The 17,322-nt window shown below is 47.7% G+C and carries 13 protein-coding genes and 1 pseudogene; 7 read left to right on the top strand and 7 right to left on the bottom strand.

Annotated elements, in window-relative coordinates; all coding sequences use genetic code 11:
• Nucleotides 1–63 precede the first annotated feature (63 nt).
• Both secD and ACQCLF_RS11855 read right to left on the bottom strand, forming a co-directional pair.
• Nucleotides 64–2,367 carry a protein translocase subunit SecD gene (gene secD / locus ACQCLF_RS11850; protein ID WP_426987514.1) on the bottom strand — a complete coding sequence of 768 codons (2,304 nt, stop codon included), beginning with the start codon at nt 2,365–2,367 and terminating at the stop codon, nt 64–66.
• Nucleotides 2,368–2,414: 47 nt separating this feature from the next.
• Nucleotides 2,415–2,810 (bottom strand): hypothetical protein, encoded by a 396-nt coding sequence (locus tag ACQCLF_RS11855; protein ID WP_426987516.1) that lies wholly within the window; start codon nt 2,808–2,810, stop codon nt 2,415–2,417.
• Between the two features lie 197 nt (nt 2,811–3,007).
• On the opposite strand from ACQCLF_RS11855, the gene ACQCLF_RS11860 reads away from it, so the two are divergent.
• Both ACQCLF_RS11860 and ACQCLF_RS11865 read left to right on the top strand, forming a co-directional pair.
• The gene (locus ACQCLF_RS11860) at nt 3,008–3,439 is read left to right on the top strand and encodes a CBS domain-containing protein (RefSeq protein WP_426987518.1); all 432 of its coding nucleotides are present in this window, start codon (nt 3,008–3,010) and stop codon (nt 3,437–3,439) included.
• 165 nt (nt 3,440–3,604) lie between these two features.
• Nucleotides 3,605–4,825, top strand: a complete 1,221-nt coding sequence (locus ACQCLF_RS11865) for a nucleoside permease (RefSeq protein WP_426987520.1) — start codon at nt 3,605–3,607, stop codon at nt 4,823–4,825.
• Between the two features lie 67 nt (nt 4,826–4,892).
• Here the strand turns inward: ACQCLF_RS11865 and ACQCLF_RS11870 are convergent, their stop codons facing one another.
• Nucleotides 4,893–6,170 carry an O-acetylhomoserine aminocarboxypropyltransferase/cysteine synthase family protein gene (locus ACQCLF_RS11870; RefSeq protein WP_426987522.1) on the bottom strand — a complete coding sequence of 426 codons (1,278 nt, stop codon included), beginning with the start codon at nt 6,168–6,170 and terminating at the stop codon, nt 4,893–4,895.
• Nucleotides 6,171–6,492: 322 nt separating this feature from the next.
• Here ACQCLF_RS11870 and ACQCLF_RS11875 point away from each other — a divergent pair, with 322 nt between their 5' ends.
• The 3 genes from ACQCLF_RS11875 to ACQCLF_RS11885 all read left to right on the top strand — a co-directional run bounded on the left by ACQCLF_RS11875 (nt 6,493) and on the right by ACQCLF_RS11885 (nt 9,254).
• Nucleotides 6,493–6,708, top strand: a complete 216-nt coding sequence (locus ACQCLF_RS11875; RefSeq protein WP_426987524.1) for a hypothetical protein — start codon at nt 6,493–6,495, stop codon at nt 6,706–6,708.
• A 727-nt stretch (nt 6,709–7,435) separates the two neighbouring features.
• The gene (locus ACQCLF_RS11880) at nt 7,436–8,350 is read left to right on the top strand and encodes an NAD(P)-dependent oxidoreductase (protein ID WP_426987526.1); all 915 of its coding nucleotides are present in this window, start codon (nt 7,436–7,438) and stop codon (nt 8,348–8,350) included.
• 106 nt (nt 8,351–8,456) lie between these two features.
• Nucleotides 8,457–9,254 (top strand): aspartate dehydrogenase domain-containing protein, encoded by a 798-nt coding sequence (locus tag ACQCLF_RS11885; RefSeq protein WP_426987528.1) that lies wholly within the window; start codon nt 8,457–8,459, stop codon nt 9,252–9,254.
• 130 nt (nt 9,255–9,384) lie between these two features.
• Here the strand turns inward: ACQCLF_RS11885 and ACQCLF_RS11890 are convergent, their stop codons facing one another.
• Entirely contained in the window at nt 9,385–9,798 is a 414-nt protein-coding gene (locus tag ACQCLF_RS11890) for a hypothetical protein (RefSeq protein ID WP_426987530.1), read from the bottom strand.
• 525 nt (nt 9,799–10,323) lie between these two features.
• Between ACQCLF_RS11890 and ACQCLF_RS11895 the strand changes: the two are divergent.
• Nucleotides 10,324–10,641, top strand: a pseudogene (locus tag ACQCLF_RS11895) (transposase); the annotation flags it as partial.
• A gap of 311 nt (nt 10,642–10,952) precedes the next feature.
• The gene (locus ACQCLF_RS11900; RefSeq protein WP_426987532.1) at nt 10,953–11,441 is read left to right on the top strand and encodes a DUF5362 family protein; all 489 of its coding nucleotides are present in this window, start codon (nt 10,953–10,955) and stop codon (nt 11,439–11,441) included.
• Nucleotides 11,442–11,965: 524 nt separating this feature from the next.
• On the opposite strand, the gene ACQCLF_RS11905 is transcribed toward ACQCLF_RS11900, so the two are convergent.
• The 3 genes from ACQCLF_RS11905 to ACQCLF_RS11915 form a co-directional block, all read right to left on the bottom strand.
• Nucleotides 11,966–14,164, bottom strand: coding sequence for a hypothetical protein (locus ACQCLF_RS11905; RefSeq protein WP_426987534.1), 2,199 nt, complete (start codon nt 14,162–14,164; stop codon nt 11,966–11,968).
• Nucleotides 14,106–16,622, bottom strand: coding sequence for a hypothetical protein (locus ACQCLF_RS11910; protein ID WP_426987536.1), 2,517 nt, complete (start codon nt 16,620–16,622; stop codon nt 14,106–14,108). Before ACQCLF_RS11910 ends, ACQCLF_RS11905 begins: the two co-directional genes overlap by 59 nt.
• Nucleotides 16,623–17,032: 410 nt before the next feature.
• The gene (locus ACQCLF_RS11915) at nt 17,033–17,317 is read right to left on the bottom strand and encodes a metal-sensing transcriptional repressor (protein WP_426987538.1); all 285 of its coding nucleotides are present in this window, start codon (nt 17,315–17,317) and stop codon (nt 17,033–17,035) included.
• Nucleotides 17,318–17,322: the final 5 nt, after the last annotated feature.

Consider the following 17,322-nt stretch of genomic DNA (forward strand, 5'->3'; position numbering starts at 1 on the left):
ACCCTCAAGCATACGGCTTTCCTCCCCTGTCTGCCAACTCAGGTTTGACGGTCCGGTTGACGGTTACGGCATACCGTCCAGCGCCTCGCGCCTTTCTTCCGCTGTCGGTCGCAGCTGCGGCATGCCTTTTTTCAGGCGTCGTTGGCTCAACCAGTACAGCATAGGAGCAGCGATAAAAACGGAAGAGCTGGTGCCGACCACAATGCCAAAGAGCATCGGCAGTGCGAAACTGGCCACCGCGTCGCCTCCAGCGACGGCCATGGGAATAATCGCGATGAATGTGGTGACCGACGTCAGGACTGTGCGCGTTAACGTGGACGTGATGCTGTCGTTCATCAAGGGTATCAACGGGCGGTCGGGTGTTTCCCGCAAACGTTCGCGAATGCGGTCAAACACCACGACTTTGTCGTTTACCGAGTAACCGATTAGCGCCAGCAACGCCGCCACCGCCGTCAGGTTGAACTCGACGCCCGCGAGGACAAAAAAGCCAATGGTTTTGGCCAGATCCAGCGCCAGTGTCAGAGTGGCAGCCAGCGCAAAATGTGACTCAAACCGTATCCAGAGATAGGCCAGCATGCCCGCGCCCGCCATCAGAATAGCCAGAATGGTGGCTTCGCTGAAATCGCCACTGACTTTAGGGCCGACCATTTCCACGCGTGGGAAGGTCGCGTCTGGCGCCGTTTCCAGAACGTCGGATTTCAACAGGGACACCAGCTCGCCGGAAGCCACTTGGTCCGCGGTCTGGGCGGGCAGGCGAACCTGAAAATACCCCGGCTCACCAAACTCCTGAATGGCAAGGCCGGCCAGTGCCGGATCATCCAGGCTGAGTCTCAACGTCTCAACCGACAGATCATCCGCCTTCACTTCCACGACGCTGCCGCCGGTAAAATCAATGCCGTAGGTCAGTCCCGGCTGGAAAAACAGGCCGATGGAGGCCAACGACAGAACGGCGGAAACGGCAATGCCCATAAAGCGGGCGCGCATGATATTCAGCGGTTTTTTGCCGAGCCGACTGAGAAATGCCGGACCGGGAATGCGCAGCGGCTGACGCCCCAGCTTTCGCACCCGCCATTCCATGAGCAATCGCGTTACACCAATCGCGGTGAACATCGAGGTGAGCAAACCAATGGCCATGGTGACCGCGAAACCTCGCACTGGTCCGCTTCCAAACAGGAACAGCAAGCTTATAGCGATCAAGGTGGTTACATTGGAGTCGAGAATGGTACTCCAGGCGCGATCAAACCCCGCACTCAACGATTTCAGCGCAGAACCGCCATTCCGGGCCTCTTCGCGGATGCGTTCGTTGATCAGGATATTCGCATCCACCGCCATGCCGATACTGAGAATAATACCGGCGATGCCGGGCAACGTGAGCGTGGCGCGAAACAGGCTCAACGCGCCAAAAATCAGACCGATATTCAGCGCCAGGGCCGTGCACGCGATCAATCCCCAGCGACGATAAATCGTCAACATAAACCCGAAGACCAGCAGCGTACCAATCAGGCCCGTGCTTACGCCCATCGCAATGGAATCACTGCCCAGTTCCGGCCCCACGGTGCGCTCTTCCACGACATCCAGTGGCGCGGGCAGGGCACCAGCGCGCAGCAACAACGCGAGGTCGCTGGCTTCGGTGGTAGTAAAACTACCGCTGATTTCACCGCGGCCCCCAGCGATCACCGAGCGAATAACCGGCGCGGTCAGCACGTCGTCATCCAGCACGACCGCGAGCGCCCGCCCCACATTATGTCGTGTCATATCACCGAAGAGTCGGGCGCCCTCCTTGTCCAGCTCAAAGGTCACAATAGGCTCTCCCGTATCGGGGTGAAACGCCATTTGCGCGTCACGAATATGCTCGCCGGCCATCGCTACCCGTTTTTCCAGCCGGTATGTCTGTTCGGAGCCATTGCCTTTTAGCGTCATTACCGGCCCCAGCGAACGACCACTGGCAGCCCAGTGAAAGGTCATTTTGGCAGTGGTGCCGAGCAGCTCCCGAATACGGGCAGGATCGTCCACGCCGGGAAGCTGCACCAAAATGCCATCCTCTCCCTGGCGAGTGATCGTCGGGTCCACAAGGCCGGTTTCGTCCAGGCGGCGGCGCACCATTTCCAGGCTGCGCTCTACGACATCATCCAGCGCCGCCTGGCGTTGCCCCGGAGGAAGTTCATCGAGCGCCAGTTCACTGGTGTCAACATTCAATAACAGATGGGAGCCGCCGCGCAGGTCCAGGCCGAGTGCCAGTTGGTTCTGCGTATACCAGTCGGGCAGCTTGTCGGCGCTGGGGGCCGACAACAGGTTGGGCAGGGCGCTGAGCAGGCCCAATAAAACAACCAGGCCATAGACGATGGCCCGGGATCTCAGGGATTTCATGCAAAAGTCCTCGGAAAATGCGTGTTATGGAAAGTGGCTGTCAGGCATTAACCGAGGGGTGGGGCGCGTGGCGGATGGACCTCCGCTGGTGCAAAACGGGGGAATGTATCTGCTGAATACGAAGGGCGTTGCCCTTGCGTGCCGGTCGGGTGAATGTTGAAAGGGGCGTGTCGAGTTACCACCAAATAAGGCGGCTTCCAATCTGGCTCGCCGTCAGAACTGGACGAACGCAACCGTGGATTCCAGCCGGAAAGATCGCTGGGGGCACCCATTTCAATGGACTGGGCGCCACTGAGCAGGCCAGAGTCAGCGTCCGTGGCGACCGGCTGACTGGTCCCAACGCTGAAGACCAGGCCCGACAACAGCACCAGCGCCAGCCAGACGGCTCTGGCTGGCTGACGAGAAACGGCGATGTCGCGACAGGATGGCGCGGGCTGGCTCATGATCAATCCGAATAATGGCGTCAGCTAGCACAATGGGGGTACCCCCCTTGAATGTCAATATCCCGCCCTAACACATTCTTCAGGGACGCCCGTTTATTGAAGGAATTTGGGGCCGGATGCAGGGTCCTAACCCATGCAGGATCTGATTAGAACACAATCCACTATTTACTTTTACTCGATGGAAAAGGAGTCGAATCATGCAAGTCAAATCCCTGATGAGCAGCAAACCGGAATATATCGACGCCAATGCCACCATTCGCGAGGCCGCACAACGGCTGGCGGAAGATGATCGAGGGTTCACCCCCGTGGCCGAACGGGAAAGACTGGTCGGGGTGGTCACTGACCGGGACATCGCCCTGCGGTCCCTGGCGAACGGTAAAACCGCAGATGACAAAGTCAGCAGTGTCATGAGTGGCAAAGTTCTGTACTGCTATGAAGATGAAGACGTGAAGGACGTCTTGCAGAATATGTTCCAAAATTCAGTACAACGCTTGATTGTATTAAACAACCGCACGAACAAGGATTTTGTTGGCGTGATTTCGCTCAGCGACATTGCCGAAAAATGTGAGAATCCGAGCGATCCGGAAATGATGCAGCGGGTGGTGCATTGTTGTCGGCAGTACCATTGATTTCAAATTGGCGGAAGGGTGAAGCAGTACTAGTGCTGCCTCTTTCAGGTAAGTGTTAATAAATGTACATGAGGGGATGTTGAAGCAGACACTTTGATGGTGGTTTTTATCGACGGCTGATACACTTTGGCGCTCTTAAAGTGTTCATCAGTTGGAAGTTGTATTATGGTAAAAACACGCTTAAGCATAATGATGTTTCTCCAGTTTTTTATCTGGGGAGGCTGGTTCGTTACCCTGGGCACTTTCCTGGCCAATAACCTGGGTGCGACCGGTGGCCAAACGGCCATGGCCTTCGCCACTCAGTCCTGGGGCGCCATTGTTGCGCCGTTTATCATTGGTCTGATTGCGGATCGCTACTTCAATGCCGAACGGATTCTTGGACTGCTGCATCTGGTCGGCGCCGTCCTGATGTACCAGCTCTATTCTGCACAGGACTTCTCCACCTTCTATCCCTTTGTGCTGGTCTACATGATTCTGTTCATGCCGACGCTGGCACTGGTTAACTCGGTATCGTTTCGCCAAATGGTCGATCCTTCGCGCGAGTTTGCCAGGATTCGTGTGTGGGGCACCATCGGGTGGGTCGTCGCCGGTTTGATGATCAGCTACGTGTTCTCCTGGGACTCACAGCTGGGCCTTTCCGAAGGCATGCTGCGCAACACCTTCCTGATGTGCTCTCTGGCGTCCGTCGCATTGGGCCTGTTCAGCTTTACTCTGCCCAAAACGCCACCGGCAGTGGCACGGGGCGAAAAACTGAAAATGCGCGAAGTGCTGGGGCTGGACGCCTTGGCTTTGCTGAAAGATCGCAATTTTGCCATCTTCTTCGTGTCTTCCGTCCTGATCTGTATTCCATTGGCCTTCTACTACCAGAACGCCAACCCGTTTCTCACCGACATTAACGTAGAGAATGCTACCGCCAAAATGGCGCTTGGGCAGGTATCAGAAGTGCTGTTCATGCTTCTTCTGCCGGTGTTCCTGAAGCGGTTTGGCATTAAGCTGACCCTGTTAATCGGCATGATGGCCTGGGTGGTACGCTACCTGCTGTTCGCTTATGGCGACGCTGACGGACTCGTCTTCATGCTGATCATCGGCATTGCGCTGCACGGTATTTGCTACGACTTCTTCTTTGTTTCCGGGCAAATCTATACGGACTCCCGAGCCGGAGAGAGATTCAAAAGCTCGGCGCAAGGCATGATTACCTTAGCGACGTATGGGGTAGGGATGTTGATCGGCTTCTGGGCTGCCGGCGCCATTACCGACCACTTTGTGAACGCCGACGCCTCTCGTGACTGGACCAGCATCTGGCTTTTCCCATCCGCTTTCGCGCTGGTCGTTCTGGTGCTCTTCTCCGTGCTTTTCCGGAATGAAAAACTCAATGTGTCTGATTAATAGGTGACATGGAAAAGGTAGGAAGCCGGGGCAGGGGAGCCCCGGCTGACTTAAAGGATTTAGAGAATCAGGCGCTGACTTTATCCAGTGCCTGATCAATATCCGCGATAATATCATCGATATGTTCTATACCAATCGATAGACGAACCAGGTCTGACGACACACCGGCCGACTTAAGCTCTTCTTCATTCAACTGGCGGTGAGTGGTTGTCGCCGGGTGACAGGCCAACGATTTGGCATCACCAATATTGACCAGACGCAAAATCATTTGCAGTGCGTCGATGAACTGGGCACCGGACGCTTTCCCGCCTTTAATCCCGAAGCTCAAAATACCTGACGCCTGCCCGCCACTGATTTTCTGGCACAGGGCTTGATAGGGGCTGTCTGGCAACGCCGCGTAGTTAACCCAATTGATTTTCGGATGCTGTTTCAGGTGTTGAGCCACCTTCAGCGCATTCTCGCAATGACGCTCCATACGAAGCCCAAGCGTCTCAAGCCCTTGCATAATCAAAAATGCACTGTGGGGAGCCAACGCCGAGCCCGTGTTGCGCAGCGGAACGACCCGACAACGGCCAATATAAGCGGCTTCCCCGAGCGCTTCGGTATAAATCACGTTGTGGTAAGACGGATCAGGCTCATTCAGCATCGGATAGCGCTTCTTGTTGGCCACCCAGTCGAACTTTCCGGAGTCCACAATCACACCGCCCACGGTCGTGCCGTGACCACCAATGTATTTGGTGAGAGAGTGCACCACGATGTCCGCGCCAAACTCGAACGGCTTGCACAAAAATGGCGTGGCCACTGTGTTGTCTACAATTAACGGAATACCGTGCCGGTGAGCGATGTCCGCCAACGCCTGAATATCCACAATATTACCGGCGGGATTCCCGATCGACTCACAAAAGAGCGCCTTGGTCTTATCATCGATCAGGCTTTCCATTTTCTGCAAATCGTCAAAAGAGGCCATACGGACCTCAATACCCTGGCGGGGAAAGCTGTGGGCGAACAGGTTGTAGCTGCCGCCATACAGCTGACTCGTGCTGACAATATTGTCGCCGGCGTCGGTGATGCACTGGATAGCATAAGTGATAGCGGCCATACCGGAAGCCAGCGCCAGGGCGCCAATACCGCCTTCCATCGCCGCCATGCGAGCTTCCAGCACCGCATTGGTGGGATTCATGATGCGGGTATAGATATTACCCTGAACCTTCAAATCAAAGAGATCAGCGCCATGCTGAGTATCATCAAAGGTATAGGACGTCGTCTGATAGATCGGCGTGGTGGCCGCGTGAGTGGTGGGCTCAGGATCATAGCCACAATGCAACGCCAGTGATTCAAGCTTCATGATCGGTTCTCCGAACTGAGCGCCATACGGCGCGGAATAATCGTTATGGGAATAGGGGACTTTATCATTTATATAGAGAAGTTACTCCCACCTTTAACAAAACGTTCCGATAATGGGGAGCGAGGCTACACTACACGTCTCGCAGCGGTATATCCAAGGAATCTCAATACAGGTGGACTCATTATGGCGCTTAAATCATCTCGACCAGTTGTCACTTTTTCTATTCTTCTATCGACATTACCGGCCTTCGCTGAAAATGACTACCCCCCGATCAATCATCAGTACGATTACACCGAGAACGATGAGACGTTCATTGTAAAATATGAACGGAGCAAAGAGTCCGGATGATTCGTTGCTCGGGTATTCGATAGTGTCGGCAATAACCGAAAATCGGTTACAGCAAATAATGGCCAACATACACCGTGACTGCTACGAAACAGCTCAAGAGTTTGACGCGGAAGGCAATTATGTCGTAGGAGCCAATATTGCCAGTTTTCGCCACGTTGCTGATGCGATGCTTGCCTTTGGCGTAATTTGACACCGATTGAACGACGTGGCCCCTAAAAACTCCAATGTCGCACACACATGATCAGGCATTGGAGTAATTATCGGTTATGGCGCTTTGGAAGAGGGGACGACTGAAAGCCATCCTTGGCGAGTGAAGTCAGTTAAACTACTAATCCTTTTTCATTGCTTCTTTGCGTTCGCGCTTTGCAGCTCTCTTCTCTTTCAAAGAGCGCTTTGCCGGTTTTTTTTCAGTTTTTGCCATGATGCAAGTCCTCTAATTAGAGATATTGAACATTTATGGAAAAACGTGGACTTACCATTCTCCAGCATGCAAGACAATCACCTCCTGATAGACTATCGTTAATTATGCACGTTCAGTAGCAAGTTACCGACCTACAGTGTCACTGGGTGAAACATCAAAGGATTAAAGGTGGCTTAAGCATCAGACACGCCGAAACCCGAGTGCCAGGGAAGGCACTCGTTAAGAGGGGAAGATGGGGGCAAGCCTCCACATCAAAAAACGTAAAACAATACTATTATGCATATTAAACGTTGACACCGTTTGCTTTTGGGCGAATATTAACGAGAGACTACCTGAACGGAGAATAAAGTCAACCATAAGAGCTAGCTTCGCTTTGAACTAGCTCATGGACCTCATCAAAGAAAACGATCAAAGGTGCCGCAATCACCTATGGAGTTGCCTTTCAGGATAAGCGTGTCTATGATTGCCGTTGATTTTAAAGAAGAGGTGTAGAAAAGTGTTTTCTAAAATTGTTGGAATTGAGCCCTTGAGTTTAATTTCATCAGCTGAGTTAAAATTGCATGATTACGCGAAGGAAGTAACGCTCTACCAAGACAAACCCAAAACACAAGACGATATAGCAAAACGCATTGGGGAAGCGGATGCGGTACTGTTGAGCCATACGACTTATCTTGGAGAGGAGGCTTTGGCGCGCTGCCCGAATATTCGATACATTGGAATGTGCTGCTCCCTTTATTCTCCCGAATCTGCAAACGTTGATATCCATTATGCGCAATCTCGAGGAATCACCGTCGTCGGCGTTCGAGATTATGGCGATGAAGGCGTCGTAGAATATGTAGTCAGCGAATTGGTTCGGTGCCTGCATGGGTTTGGGAGAACACAAAAGGGCGCTCTTCTCAAACCATGGACCGGTACACCTCGTGAAATAACCGGTCTGAATGTCGGAATAGTTGGGTTAGGAACACTTGGAGGAATGATAGCAGATGCATTAAAGTTTTTTGGAGCAAATATTGCATATTACTCACGCTCTGAAAAACTAAAGGCTCGCAAGAAGGGTTATATGTTTCTTCCTCTCAAGGAGCTTCTTGTCAGTAGCGAAGTAGTCATTTGTTGCTTGAACAAAAACGTTATTTTATTAAGAGATGAGGAGTTCAGGTATTTAGGAAACCGAAAAATGCTGTTCAACGTCGGACTTTCTCCCGCCTGGGATGAAGCTCCTTTCGCCAAATGGTTAGAGAACGAAAACCTGTTTTTCTGTGACTCCTTAGGAGCTCTGGGAAACGAAAAGTATCTGTCTCATCGCAATGTGCAGTGTGTCGAAGCTTCAGCAGGACGAACGCGGCAAGCGTTTGTACGTTTAAGCGATAAGGTTATTGAAAATATTTCAAATTACTTTAGACCAAATCCGTAGTGGCAGTGATTTGGCTTTTATATATTACAGGTGGTCGTAGCTATCCATTAGAGGAATAGCTATATGAACCGATTACTTCAAATTGATATTATTTATAGGCGTAAAAATGAAAACTCTGGCCTTTGTAGGATGCGGAAAACTCTCCGACGTCGTGGTCAATGCAAAGTTAAATGGGCTTCTTCCGGAATATGCTTTGGTGGGTGCCTACTCAAGAAATAAAATTAACTCTCAGCGACTGTGTGAAAAAGTCAATGACTTTATAGGGGATCGTCATTGCGTTTCATGCCAATCCATTGATGAGCTTTTGACGCTAAACCCTGATTACATTGTAGAGGCAGCGTCGCCAGACGCTTTAAAAGAGTTTATCGTGCCTGCCTTGAAGCAAGGAACGTCCGTAATCACCCTTTCCATTGGTGCTTTTGCTGATAAAGAATTCTACGAAAAAGTTCAGGAAGTTGCCAAGAAGTCAGCCTCAAAAGTTCATATTGTTTCGGGAGCGATAGGGGGCTTTGATGTGTTGAGCACCTTGACACTAATGGGAGCAAATGAAGCAAGCTTCGATACAGAGAAGGGCGCGAAATCGTTGAGGTCTTCGTCCATCTACGACCCAGAGCTAGAAAGACAACAGAAAACGGTCTTTGAGGGGACTGCAGTTGAAGCCATTGAATGCTTTCCTACCCAAGTAAACGTTGCCGTTGCCGCCTCACTGGCTTCTGTCGGCCCTGAGAATATGAAAGTATCGATGACGTCAACCCCTAATTACGTGGGAGATGAGCACAAAATTCGTATTCAGGGTAATGGTATTAGAGCCAGTATCAACGTGTATAGCAGTACCGCGCACATAGCCGGTTGGAGTGTGGTCTCCACACTTCGAAATATCGTTTCACCGATAAAGTTTGGATAGTGATTCTTCCAGCTCAGGCAATGGACTGCCTGAGCTCCGGTGCGACAGCCGGTGATTTTCAACCCACAATCAAACAGTCCGGTTTTTACCGGCACGTAACCAGTGCAAGCCAACGTATTTCTCCAGATGGTCATTCTTTCTCGTTTTGATATTTATCAAAGTTGACGCCTGAAACCCTTAGAGGACGTTCTTCTTCCCCTATTGGCAAAGTCCAGATGATTTCTTCCCCCAAACGCATTCCGATAAGGGTAAACCCAAGTGACGAACAGATGCTTACCGGATGTCGGCTTGAAGTGATGAGCTCTGGATTGCCTCGTTTGGCCGTCACCACAAAAGTGGTTATGCTTCCTGTTCCTAGGTCTTTAATCTCTACGATGGACCCTATTCTGACCAAATGATGGGAGTAGAGGTCGTCGCTAACTACCGTAGAGTGGGCGAGTTTGATACGCCAATAATCGCATATAGAAGATCTTGTTAAATGGTTTTTAATATACTCGTAATCGCTTCGACACAGAACGGCGGTCGTGTTGATGGGTTTGAACATAGTGTTTCACCAGGGGTATAACAGGTGGCGGCGGTGGCCGCCATCTTTGGCTACAACTCGGCCAGCACGTACCATATTACCGAGGTAATGGTATGCTTGGGCGAAATTTACAAAAGCCACTAACGACTGAGCTGGGATAAACAGTTTAGCTGTTGCGTATAGAAGAGGGGCCGAGTGCGTTCTGCACTCGGGTTAGACGGGAAAAGCTGGAGAGGTCCTCCAAATGAAGATCTGTCTGTTCTTAAACATGACCCAAAACCAAAAAAATGAGCTTGATTGTCGAAGATAGTACTAAAACCTAGAATAAAGTCAAACCTATTGCTATCCTTAAACAGGAACGCGCAAAGCACTCACCACAAACCTCAAAGAAAAAATAAAGCCCAAATCCGATCCGACCGCTGCAATCAAACTTCAACGCAAAGCCAAGGAGCTATGATGATTTCTGGTGTATGAGCTGAGAAAAGAAGCGGTGTATCCTGTTGATTGATCTTGGCGGATCAACAATCAACACAGGAGATACACCGCATGATCGATGGTAATATTCTTGACCTGAAAACGCCAGCCCAAGACCCGCTGAATGAGCTGCTCAAGCACGGCGCTCAGCAACTGTTGGCAAAGGCCGTTGAGGCGGAGCTGGCCGAGCTTCTGGATCAGCATTCAGACCTCCGGGTGGAGGGCAGGCAAGCGGTTGTGCGCAACGGCTATTTGCCGGAGCGCACGGTGCAGACCGGACTTGGAGATTTACCGGTCAAAGTGCCCAAGGTGCGGGACCGTTCCGGCAGCGGTATCAAGTTCAACAGCAGCCTGGTGCCACCGTACTTGAAGCGCACCAAGGCCATGGCGTACAAACTCATCGTCGCGGCCCAGAAAAAATGGCGGCGGTTACGAGGCTACAAGCTGTTAGCCGATGTCATTCAGGGAGTTAAATTCAAGGATGGTGAACGTGTAGAGCCGGATCGACAGCAGGGGCACGCTGAAAAGGCTGTACACCAGATTTGACTATAGCTCGTACCATAGTTGTTGCATGCCCATTTTCTTGCGGTTTTTCTTAAGGTGCTACGACCAAGCACATTCTGATGTCTTTGCCGTTTGGCGCAAGAATCATTAAAATACCAATCGACACCGATTACCCCCTGAAAGACACGGATATTTGAATGCCCGATCAACGACTAACTGAAACCCGCGGAATCGTTAAATCCTATAAGCCACTTACCAAAACGCAGACTCATATAGAACTACGCGATAAGCCTGGCGTTTATCATCTGTCGATCAGCCAATACTGGTCACTAAGCACTGGGGATGATATCTCACTCATCTGTGAGGAAAATAACGGCGCTGGGTTCGTCGGTTGCCTTGCCTACAGAAATCACACCAAGGGCATCAGTGGCTGGCTGGAGGGGATGCCGAAAGGTTTTTTCACGGTGAATTCACAAGAAAACTCTGGCTTCCACGCACTAGGAATGGTTCTTATTGTGGCGGGCGTGCTGATCAGCTTGACCGTGGTCGGTGCGATCATAGGGATTCCACTGATTTTTATTGGCAGGCAGTTTCGGAAACCATTCAAGGCGCTAAACTCCATTTTTCCCCGGGACGAATCCCGAGAGAAACTCCTCCAGCAGGCCCGCGAGCTAGTCCAGCAGTAGAAAGGGGTAACAGTCTGGGGCTGGAGGGTTCCTGCCGATGCGCCATACATTCGCATAATGTATATTATGTTAAATAATGTGTTGTCCTTTAAAACAATGCAAGCCCTTGCTATGTCATTTCAATGTGAGACTGAGATTCGGTCTCACCACCATTTGAAAAGCGTATTATGGGAAAAACACCTTATGTGACAATAAGTTACATGGTTTTGCAGCGCAAAATTACCCGATCTTGTATCAGTTCGACCATGCGTTCATGTCCTCGCTAAAAAGCGTTCAGCGCTCATTCCCGATACACTGCCCTACCGCCTTTTGCTGCTCTCTCAGAGGTTAGGTCTGGCCCTGAACTCGGCGTTTTCTGTGCACAGGTGCTTACAGGCCGTCTTTCCTACATTCAAGAGTGTCTAACTGGCTGCATTCGGCCAATAGCGGACATTCTTTGTTGATCAAAGGGAAACTTCAATATGGCTTCTATTAATATTATCACTATAAGGCACTTGTTAATCGGACATTCCTGATTTAGGGTGTCACAATATGTTCTCTCGTGACATATACCCGATGACAGAACCCTTCTCTACCAAGAATTCCAATATTACCAAAACCTCTTCTTTCAATTGCTTTGTCCTTCGAATTTTTTCACGCTCTTTGTAGATATACTTTCTGACGAGACTTTCTAGGTAATAAACTGTGTTGGCTTCGAGCTTGGCTTCCCACAATCCTTCGTTGTTAGTCAACATTTCAGACAACCAGGCTATACCGGGATTGAGATACCGACTAGCGACGTTATTCAGCGATTTAGCCAGAGCGTACAACGTTGATGGGCAATGACCAATATTCTTGACTATTTTTGAGAAAAATTGGTTATTGCTATCTTTGAATGTATGCCAATCAGTAGCTGTTTCTTTCCAAGGAACTCGTGCAAATAAATAGCTTTCTATAATTCTATCCACATACCAGTATCCATCCCCATCCTTACAAAGATTAACCATCTTCTCTAAAAATAGATTCCAGACCTTCCAGAAATTATCGTAGGTATCCAATCTATCTTCAGCTAAAATGAATTCGTTAAATAAATCCGAGATAGGCTCCGATCCGTTGAATTCATCAAGAAATGGTTTCAAATAATTGGGAATGTCTTGCTCTGAAGCATTAAGAACAAAATACGAAAACCTTTCCAAAAAGGCATGGCGGACTGAATAGTCTATTTTATCTTCTCGCTCACGAGATAACAGAGGAGCTGCAAATGTGGCGATTACGGATAACGCAATCTGTTTATGTATAGCATTGTCCGTTTTCATGGGAATCAATTGAAAACCCGTATTTAATATATGTAGATCAGTTTTATTAAGCTCCTTTAAGTCATCTATCGAAACCGTATTTCCGATTACTTTTTGCAGGTCGTGTTCATACTCCTTGAAGAAATTCTCGCTGAGCTTTTGTTCGTCAATGTCATAGACTCCTTTTTCGTAGCCCTCATTGCGAATTTTTATTCTCAAATCTTCATACTTTGGTTTGAGCATAAAATATCCAATCAAGAGAGACTGCATATCTTCAAAATGGTAATCCCATAACTTATGAATCGCCATACTAGGATAGATAGAATACTTACCCCCTCCCATACCAATAGGGTAATCATCAAACAATGTTAGGAGTAATAATACTTTTATGCCATCCCGCTCCGTTGGAAAATTCTGAAATACTACTGGTAACGCTGAAATGGCCGACGTGGTTCCGTCTGATATCTGATATCGGTAATTAGGCATCAGTGGCATCTTCGAATACTCCAAAACAATATCTTTACAGTATTCTCTCTCTTCTTTTGAAAGCTGATTAAAATACTCAATAATCAGGATGGAGCAAACATCCGCCGGTATGGCGCTATTAAATAAATTGAAACTTTCATCAGCACCCGAATTGAGCCTCTCGATTATTTCCTTGGTTTCTTTTAAGGCTAGTTGAGGGTCCTTCTCGTACTGCTCATATTGTTTAGAGCGTTCGTCCTTGTCCTTTCTATAGCTTGCCCATAACTTCAGAGAAGTGTATCTCATCGGCTCGGTACTTTTCTTTAATGATGCTTCACTGTACTCCTTGAGCTTAGGATCAATTTCCGGATTAAAAGATATCTCGACCCCCCCTTTTTTCTCTTCGGTGGAAACCTTCATCTTTCGGCGATCCATCCTCGCCAGGAAAATCCTCCAGGTCTTATCAGCCCCGGTTTCTTGATCTTCATCTGGAAGCTGGCTATAGTATTTGTCGAAGATATCCCATAAAACCTTCTGCCTTTTCTCAGCTTCCTCTTCAGAAGTATCCTCACTTCTGAAAACCTGATAACTCAAAGCAAGCTGTTCAAGAGATTTTTTTCTGTGAGGATCATCGCAAGCCTTTATTCTGGCTTGTTCATGGAGAGCATTCTTGTAGTTTGCGCCTCCAAAACTATCTCTCAGCGAAATAAGTAAGCTCTTGTGTGACTGATCCAGCACTAATCTATTCATGTCAAAATGGAATAAATCCTTTGTCTGGAAAAGTATTTTAGCGACATTAAACGTCTTCTCCGGGAAAGCCAGCACAATGCTTGTCACCACTGCTGAAATGGATGCTGATTTAGTATTACGCAGAAGATAAAGAAGCCAGCTTTCCAATATTTCGGAATCCACGTCTTTCCAGTGATCAAGAAAAAACTTTTCTAAACGAACACCATAACCGGTTGCATATATATTGCCTGACAAACTCCCCTTCTTCGATAAACACATCAATTTCTTCTATTTCATTTCCAGCAAGTCGAGAGTGAGCAAAACATTCCGTTGTCTTATTTGTAAAATCCACAATGAAATCGATGGTTTTTTGTAGCGCTGACTGTAGCAACCAATAGATGGGGGTCTGATACGGACTTTCAGGAAAGTAATCGTGATGAGAGCCACTCAGGCAAAACTCATCTTCAACGTCCATCCTACTATAAAAACTTCCTTTTTTCTGAGGCTGACAATACCAAAACAGATCAGCAATCTGTAAGACATATTCTGGAAGAGTTATCCAGACAGGCTGAGAATCCATATCTGTCAGGATTGCTTTCATTAAATCGCAAAATGGATCTCTATGGTTGTTCCATCGATTTTTTATAACATCTCCGAATATTTCTTCTATCTCCGGTTTAATCATGCCTGCCCCATGGAGGATAGTTTGTAATAAATTTTCCTTATAGTCCCCCCGAGACAAATAGACATCCTCTTCGATGGTCCATTGATAATACCTAAGAGCTATCAGGCTAGATAACCGGGTCGTCTCACCCTCTTTGGATTTTTTGTTCCACTCATGTATCACCGGCAATACGTAGTTAATATTTTTGACACCTATCTCGTCTAAATTATCGTAGATGAAACGAATCGCGCTCTCCCAGCCCATTCCCTTCGGCTTGGTCAATACGAACTTAATGGAAAGAAGGTTTGAGTCATTAACTCCCAGTAGCTTGAGAATATCGTAATCAATTTCCATGCAAGCTAACCTTAGCAAGAAGGTCAGTCTTTTTAACAATCTCTGATCGTTACTAATCAAATCTTCCTTGAACGATTCAAAAACTATTTCTGAGTGGTTGGAGAGCAAGACGGATATCCATAGCTCATCTTTCCAAAAGTTGGAGATGTCATCACTCTGAATTACTTCGACTATAAATTTCCTTATGGACTGCCAATCGAATAGCAAACGTTCTGACACCCAATTTCGAAAACTGCGACGGACTGGCAGAGACGCTCCGATCTTTTCAAAGAAGTCCTTGTTGTTCACCTTGCGTATGTATTCGACGGCAATCTTCTTTTCTAACGCCCATTCCTCGTAAATATCGTGTGTAATAAAGTGGCCAGCTGTCTCATAACCAAAAATTCCGTCATTGACTAATGCATCTAAAACTTTCGAATCGCAGGATGGGGTGACAAAGAATTGCCCCTCACCAGCCCTCTGAAACGCCGTTGATAAGAAACATTGTTCTCTGGCCGGATTCGTTTTAACAACTATCCTGTTCCATAGCTTTTCTTTGAAACTTACATAGTCGATATTCTCGCCAGTATAGAACTTTAAATATTCGCACAGATAGAAAGGATTTGTGATCAGCTCTAACAGCCTCACATCTTTAGGAAGGTTGAAACCATTTGCATATGCTATTTCTGATAATTCTTTCTGACTCGGATTGCCTATACTAAAGTTGCTTGGCCTTATCTTATAGATATCAATAAAGTCATAATTCAAATCTGACAAATAGTTGTTTCTAGTGGTGAAGATTATTTTCCAACTATCTTTTATTAAAATCGTTAGGAATTCCTTAAAAGGATCGGTGTTGGTCAAGTCCAAAAGCTTTTCAGCAGAATCAACGACAATGATTTTGTGTGTTTCCTTTCGGTGAGCGGCTGAAAAATCCTCTAAGCTATATTCCTTAAATAGGTCACTAATACTGTCCTTATTGAATTCGCTAGCCTTAAAGACATAAAAAGGAATACTATCTTTCTCTATTTCGTGAAGCTTCTTGATGATCGCTGTTTTCCCGACGCCACCCACGCCGCTTACGATGAGAATCTGCTTTTGATCCATGTTTTCACGCAGACTCTCTAAGAGATAAGATCTGTCTATCTCGATCTTTTTATCGTTGAAACCCATATCAGTTTGAATTTCACTCAGAACATTCGATGTGTGCCTCCGCTTCTCTTCCAATAGATCAAAGATGCTTTTATCTGGGGAGAAAAAGTGTTTTGAAAATATCTCATTATCAACTGTTACAAATGGAGACTCAAAAAAGCTTGCTGTTCTCCACTCTATCTCTATGCCTGATGCTTTTGCTTTATTTTCGACTGCTTTCTTGGTCTCTGAATCATTTTCCTTCTTACCTTGTCCCCATTCCTGGTTGGTGTAGAAAATGATCTTTGTTAGGTCTTGATAATTGTTTTTGCTTTTGGCAACCATCTCTATCAGCTCAGACTTATGGTCTGACAACTTAGTGTCATAGAATTTGGATTGCCAGCCGACTACTTCTTCGCCCTTAGCGATCGGATTAGTCTCTATTCCAGACTGGTTTTTATATCTAAAAATGCCCGCCGGAGCCTTGAATTCTTGGCAGAACAGTGAATAACAGAACCACTCAAAATTCGATTGAGGGTTTTCGCTGAACTTAACTTTAAAACTGTCCCAGTTTGGTTTAATCACTTATTCTTTCTCTTGATATGTTTGGGTATTTTAGAATCCCGTTAGCTATCAGAAACAGGTTATTTAGGCTGAAGAATATAATTTTCAAACGTCCGCTTTGGGTCGAAAGCGGACGAACCAAGCCAGTATTTATAGCCCACACTTTTCACGGTGAAACGAAAATAAGAATGCATGCACGACTCAGAAGATCTGGCCTCGAGTTATTCTTTCATTTATAAAGCATCATAACCTTTTGATTTATAAGAAAATAATGTTATTTCATTGCATGAAACAATGCCTTTCTGTTTAAATTGTGCGCTATTTCTCAGACAAATTAAATACACCGCTCTCACAGTAAAGAAAAGAACAGGTTGGATATCTAATTTACGTATCCCCCTGACCGTGTAACGAGGTTAGGTATTAGCCCCCCCTCACCCATAACGCGTCAACATCGCCGTCAATCTCGCAATCTTTTCCTGCGCCGCTTCGTCCAGTGCGCAGTCTTCGGCCACCTCGTGTTCAATGGCGCAGGCCATCATTTCGCAGAAGGCTTTGTTCATGGCGGTCTTTGACGCGGCCAGTTGCTGCGCCACTGTTTCGCAGGACTCGCCCTCGGTAATCATTCGGCGCACGGCGCGTATTTGCCCCTCTACGCGGGAGAGACGTGCCAGCAGCGCTTTCTGGCGGGATTCTTTGGTTTTTGGGCTGTTTTTCACGGGTG

The sequence above is a fragment of the Marinimicrobium sp. ARAG 43.8 genome (assembly GCF_050113635.1).
Lineage (GTDB): Bacteria > Pseudomonadota > Gammaproteobacteria > Pseudomonadales > Cellvibrionaceae > Marinimicrobium.

Excerpts from the sequence above, each read along its gene's own strand:
- secD (WP_426987514.1), bottom strand. The coding sequence starts at position 2,367 with ATGAAATCCCTGAGATCCCGGGCCATCGTCTATGGCCTGGTTGTTTTA.
- ACQCLF_RS11855 (WP_426987516.1), bottom strand. The coding sequence starts at position 2,810 with ATGAGCCAGCCCGCGCCATCCTGTCGCGACATCGCCGTTTCTCGTCAG.
- ACQCLF_RS11860 (WP_426987518.1), top strand. The coding sequence starts at position 3,008 with ATGCAAGTCAAATCCCTGATGAGCAGCAAACCGGAATATATCGACGCC.
- ACQCLF_RS11865 (WP_426987520.1), top strand. The coding sequence starts at position 3,605 with ATGGTAAAAACACGCTTAAGCATAATGATGTTTCTCCAGTTTTTTATC.
- ACQCLF_RS11870 (WP_426987522.1), bottom strand. The coding sequence starts at position 6,170 with ATGAAGCTTGAATCACTGGCGTTGCATTGTGGCTATGATCCTGAGCCC.
- ACQCLF_RS11875 (WP_426987524.1), top strand. The coding sequence starts at position 6,493 with ATGAACGGAGCAAAGAGTCCGGATGATTCGTTGCTCGGGTATTCGATA.
- ACQCLF_RS11885 (WP_426987528.1), top strand. The coding sequence starts at position 8,457 with ATGAAAACTCTGGCCTTTGTAGGATGCGGAAAACTCTCCGACGTCGTG.
- ACQCLF_RS11890 (WP_426987530.1), bottom strand. The coding sequence starts at position 9,798 with ATGTTCAAACCCATCAACACGACCGCCGTTCTGTGTCGAAGCGATTAC.
- ACQCLF_RS11900 (WP_426987532.1), top strand. The coding sequence starts at position 10,953 with ATGCCCGATCAACGACTAACTGAAACCCGCGGAATCGTTAAATCCTAT.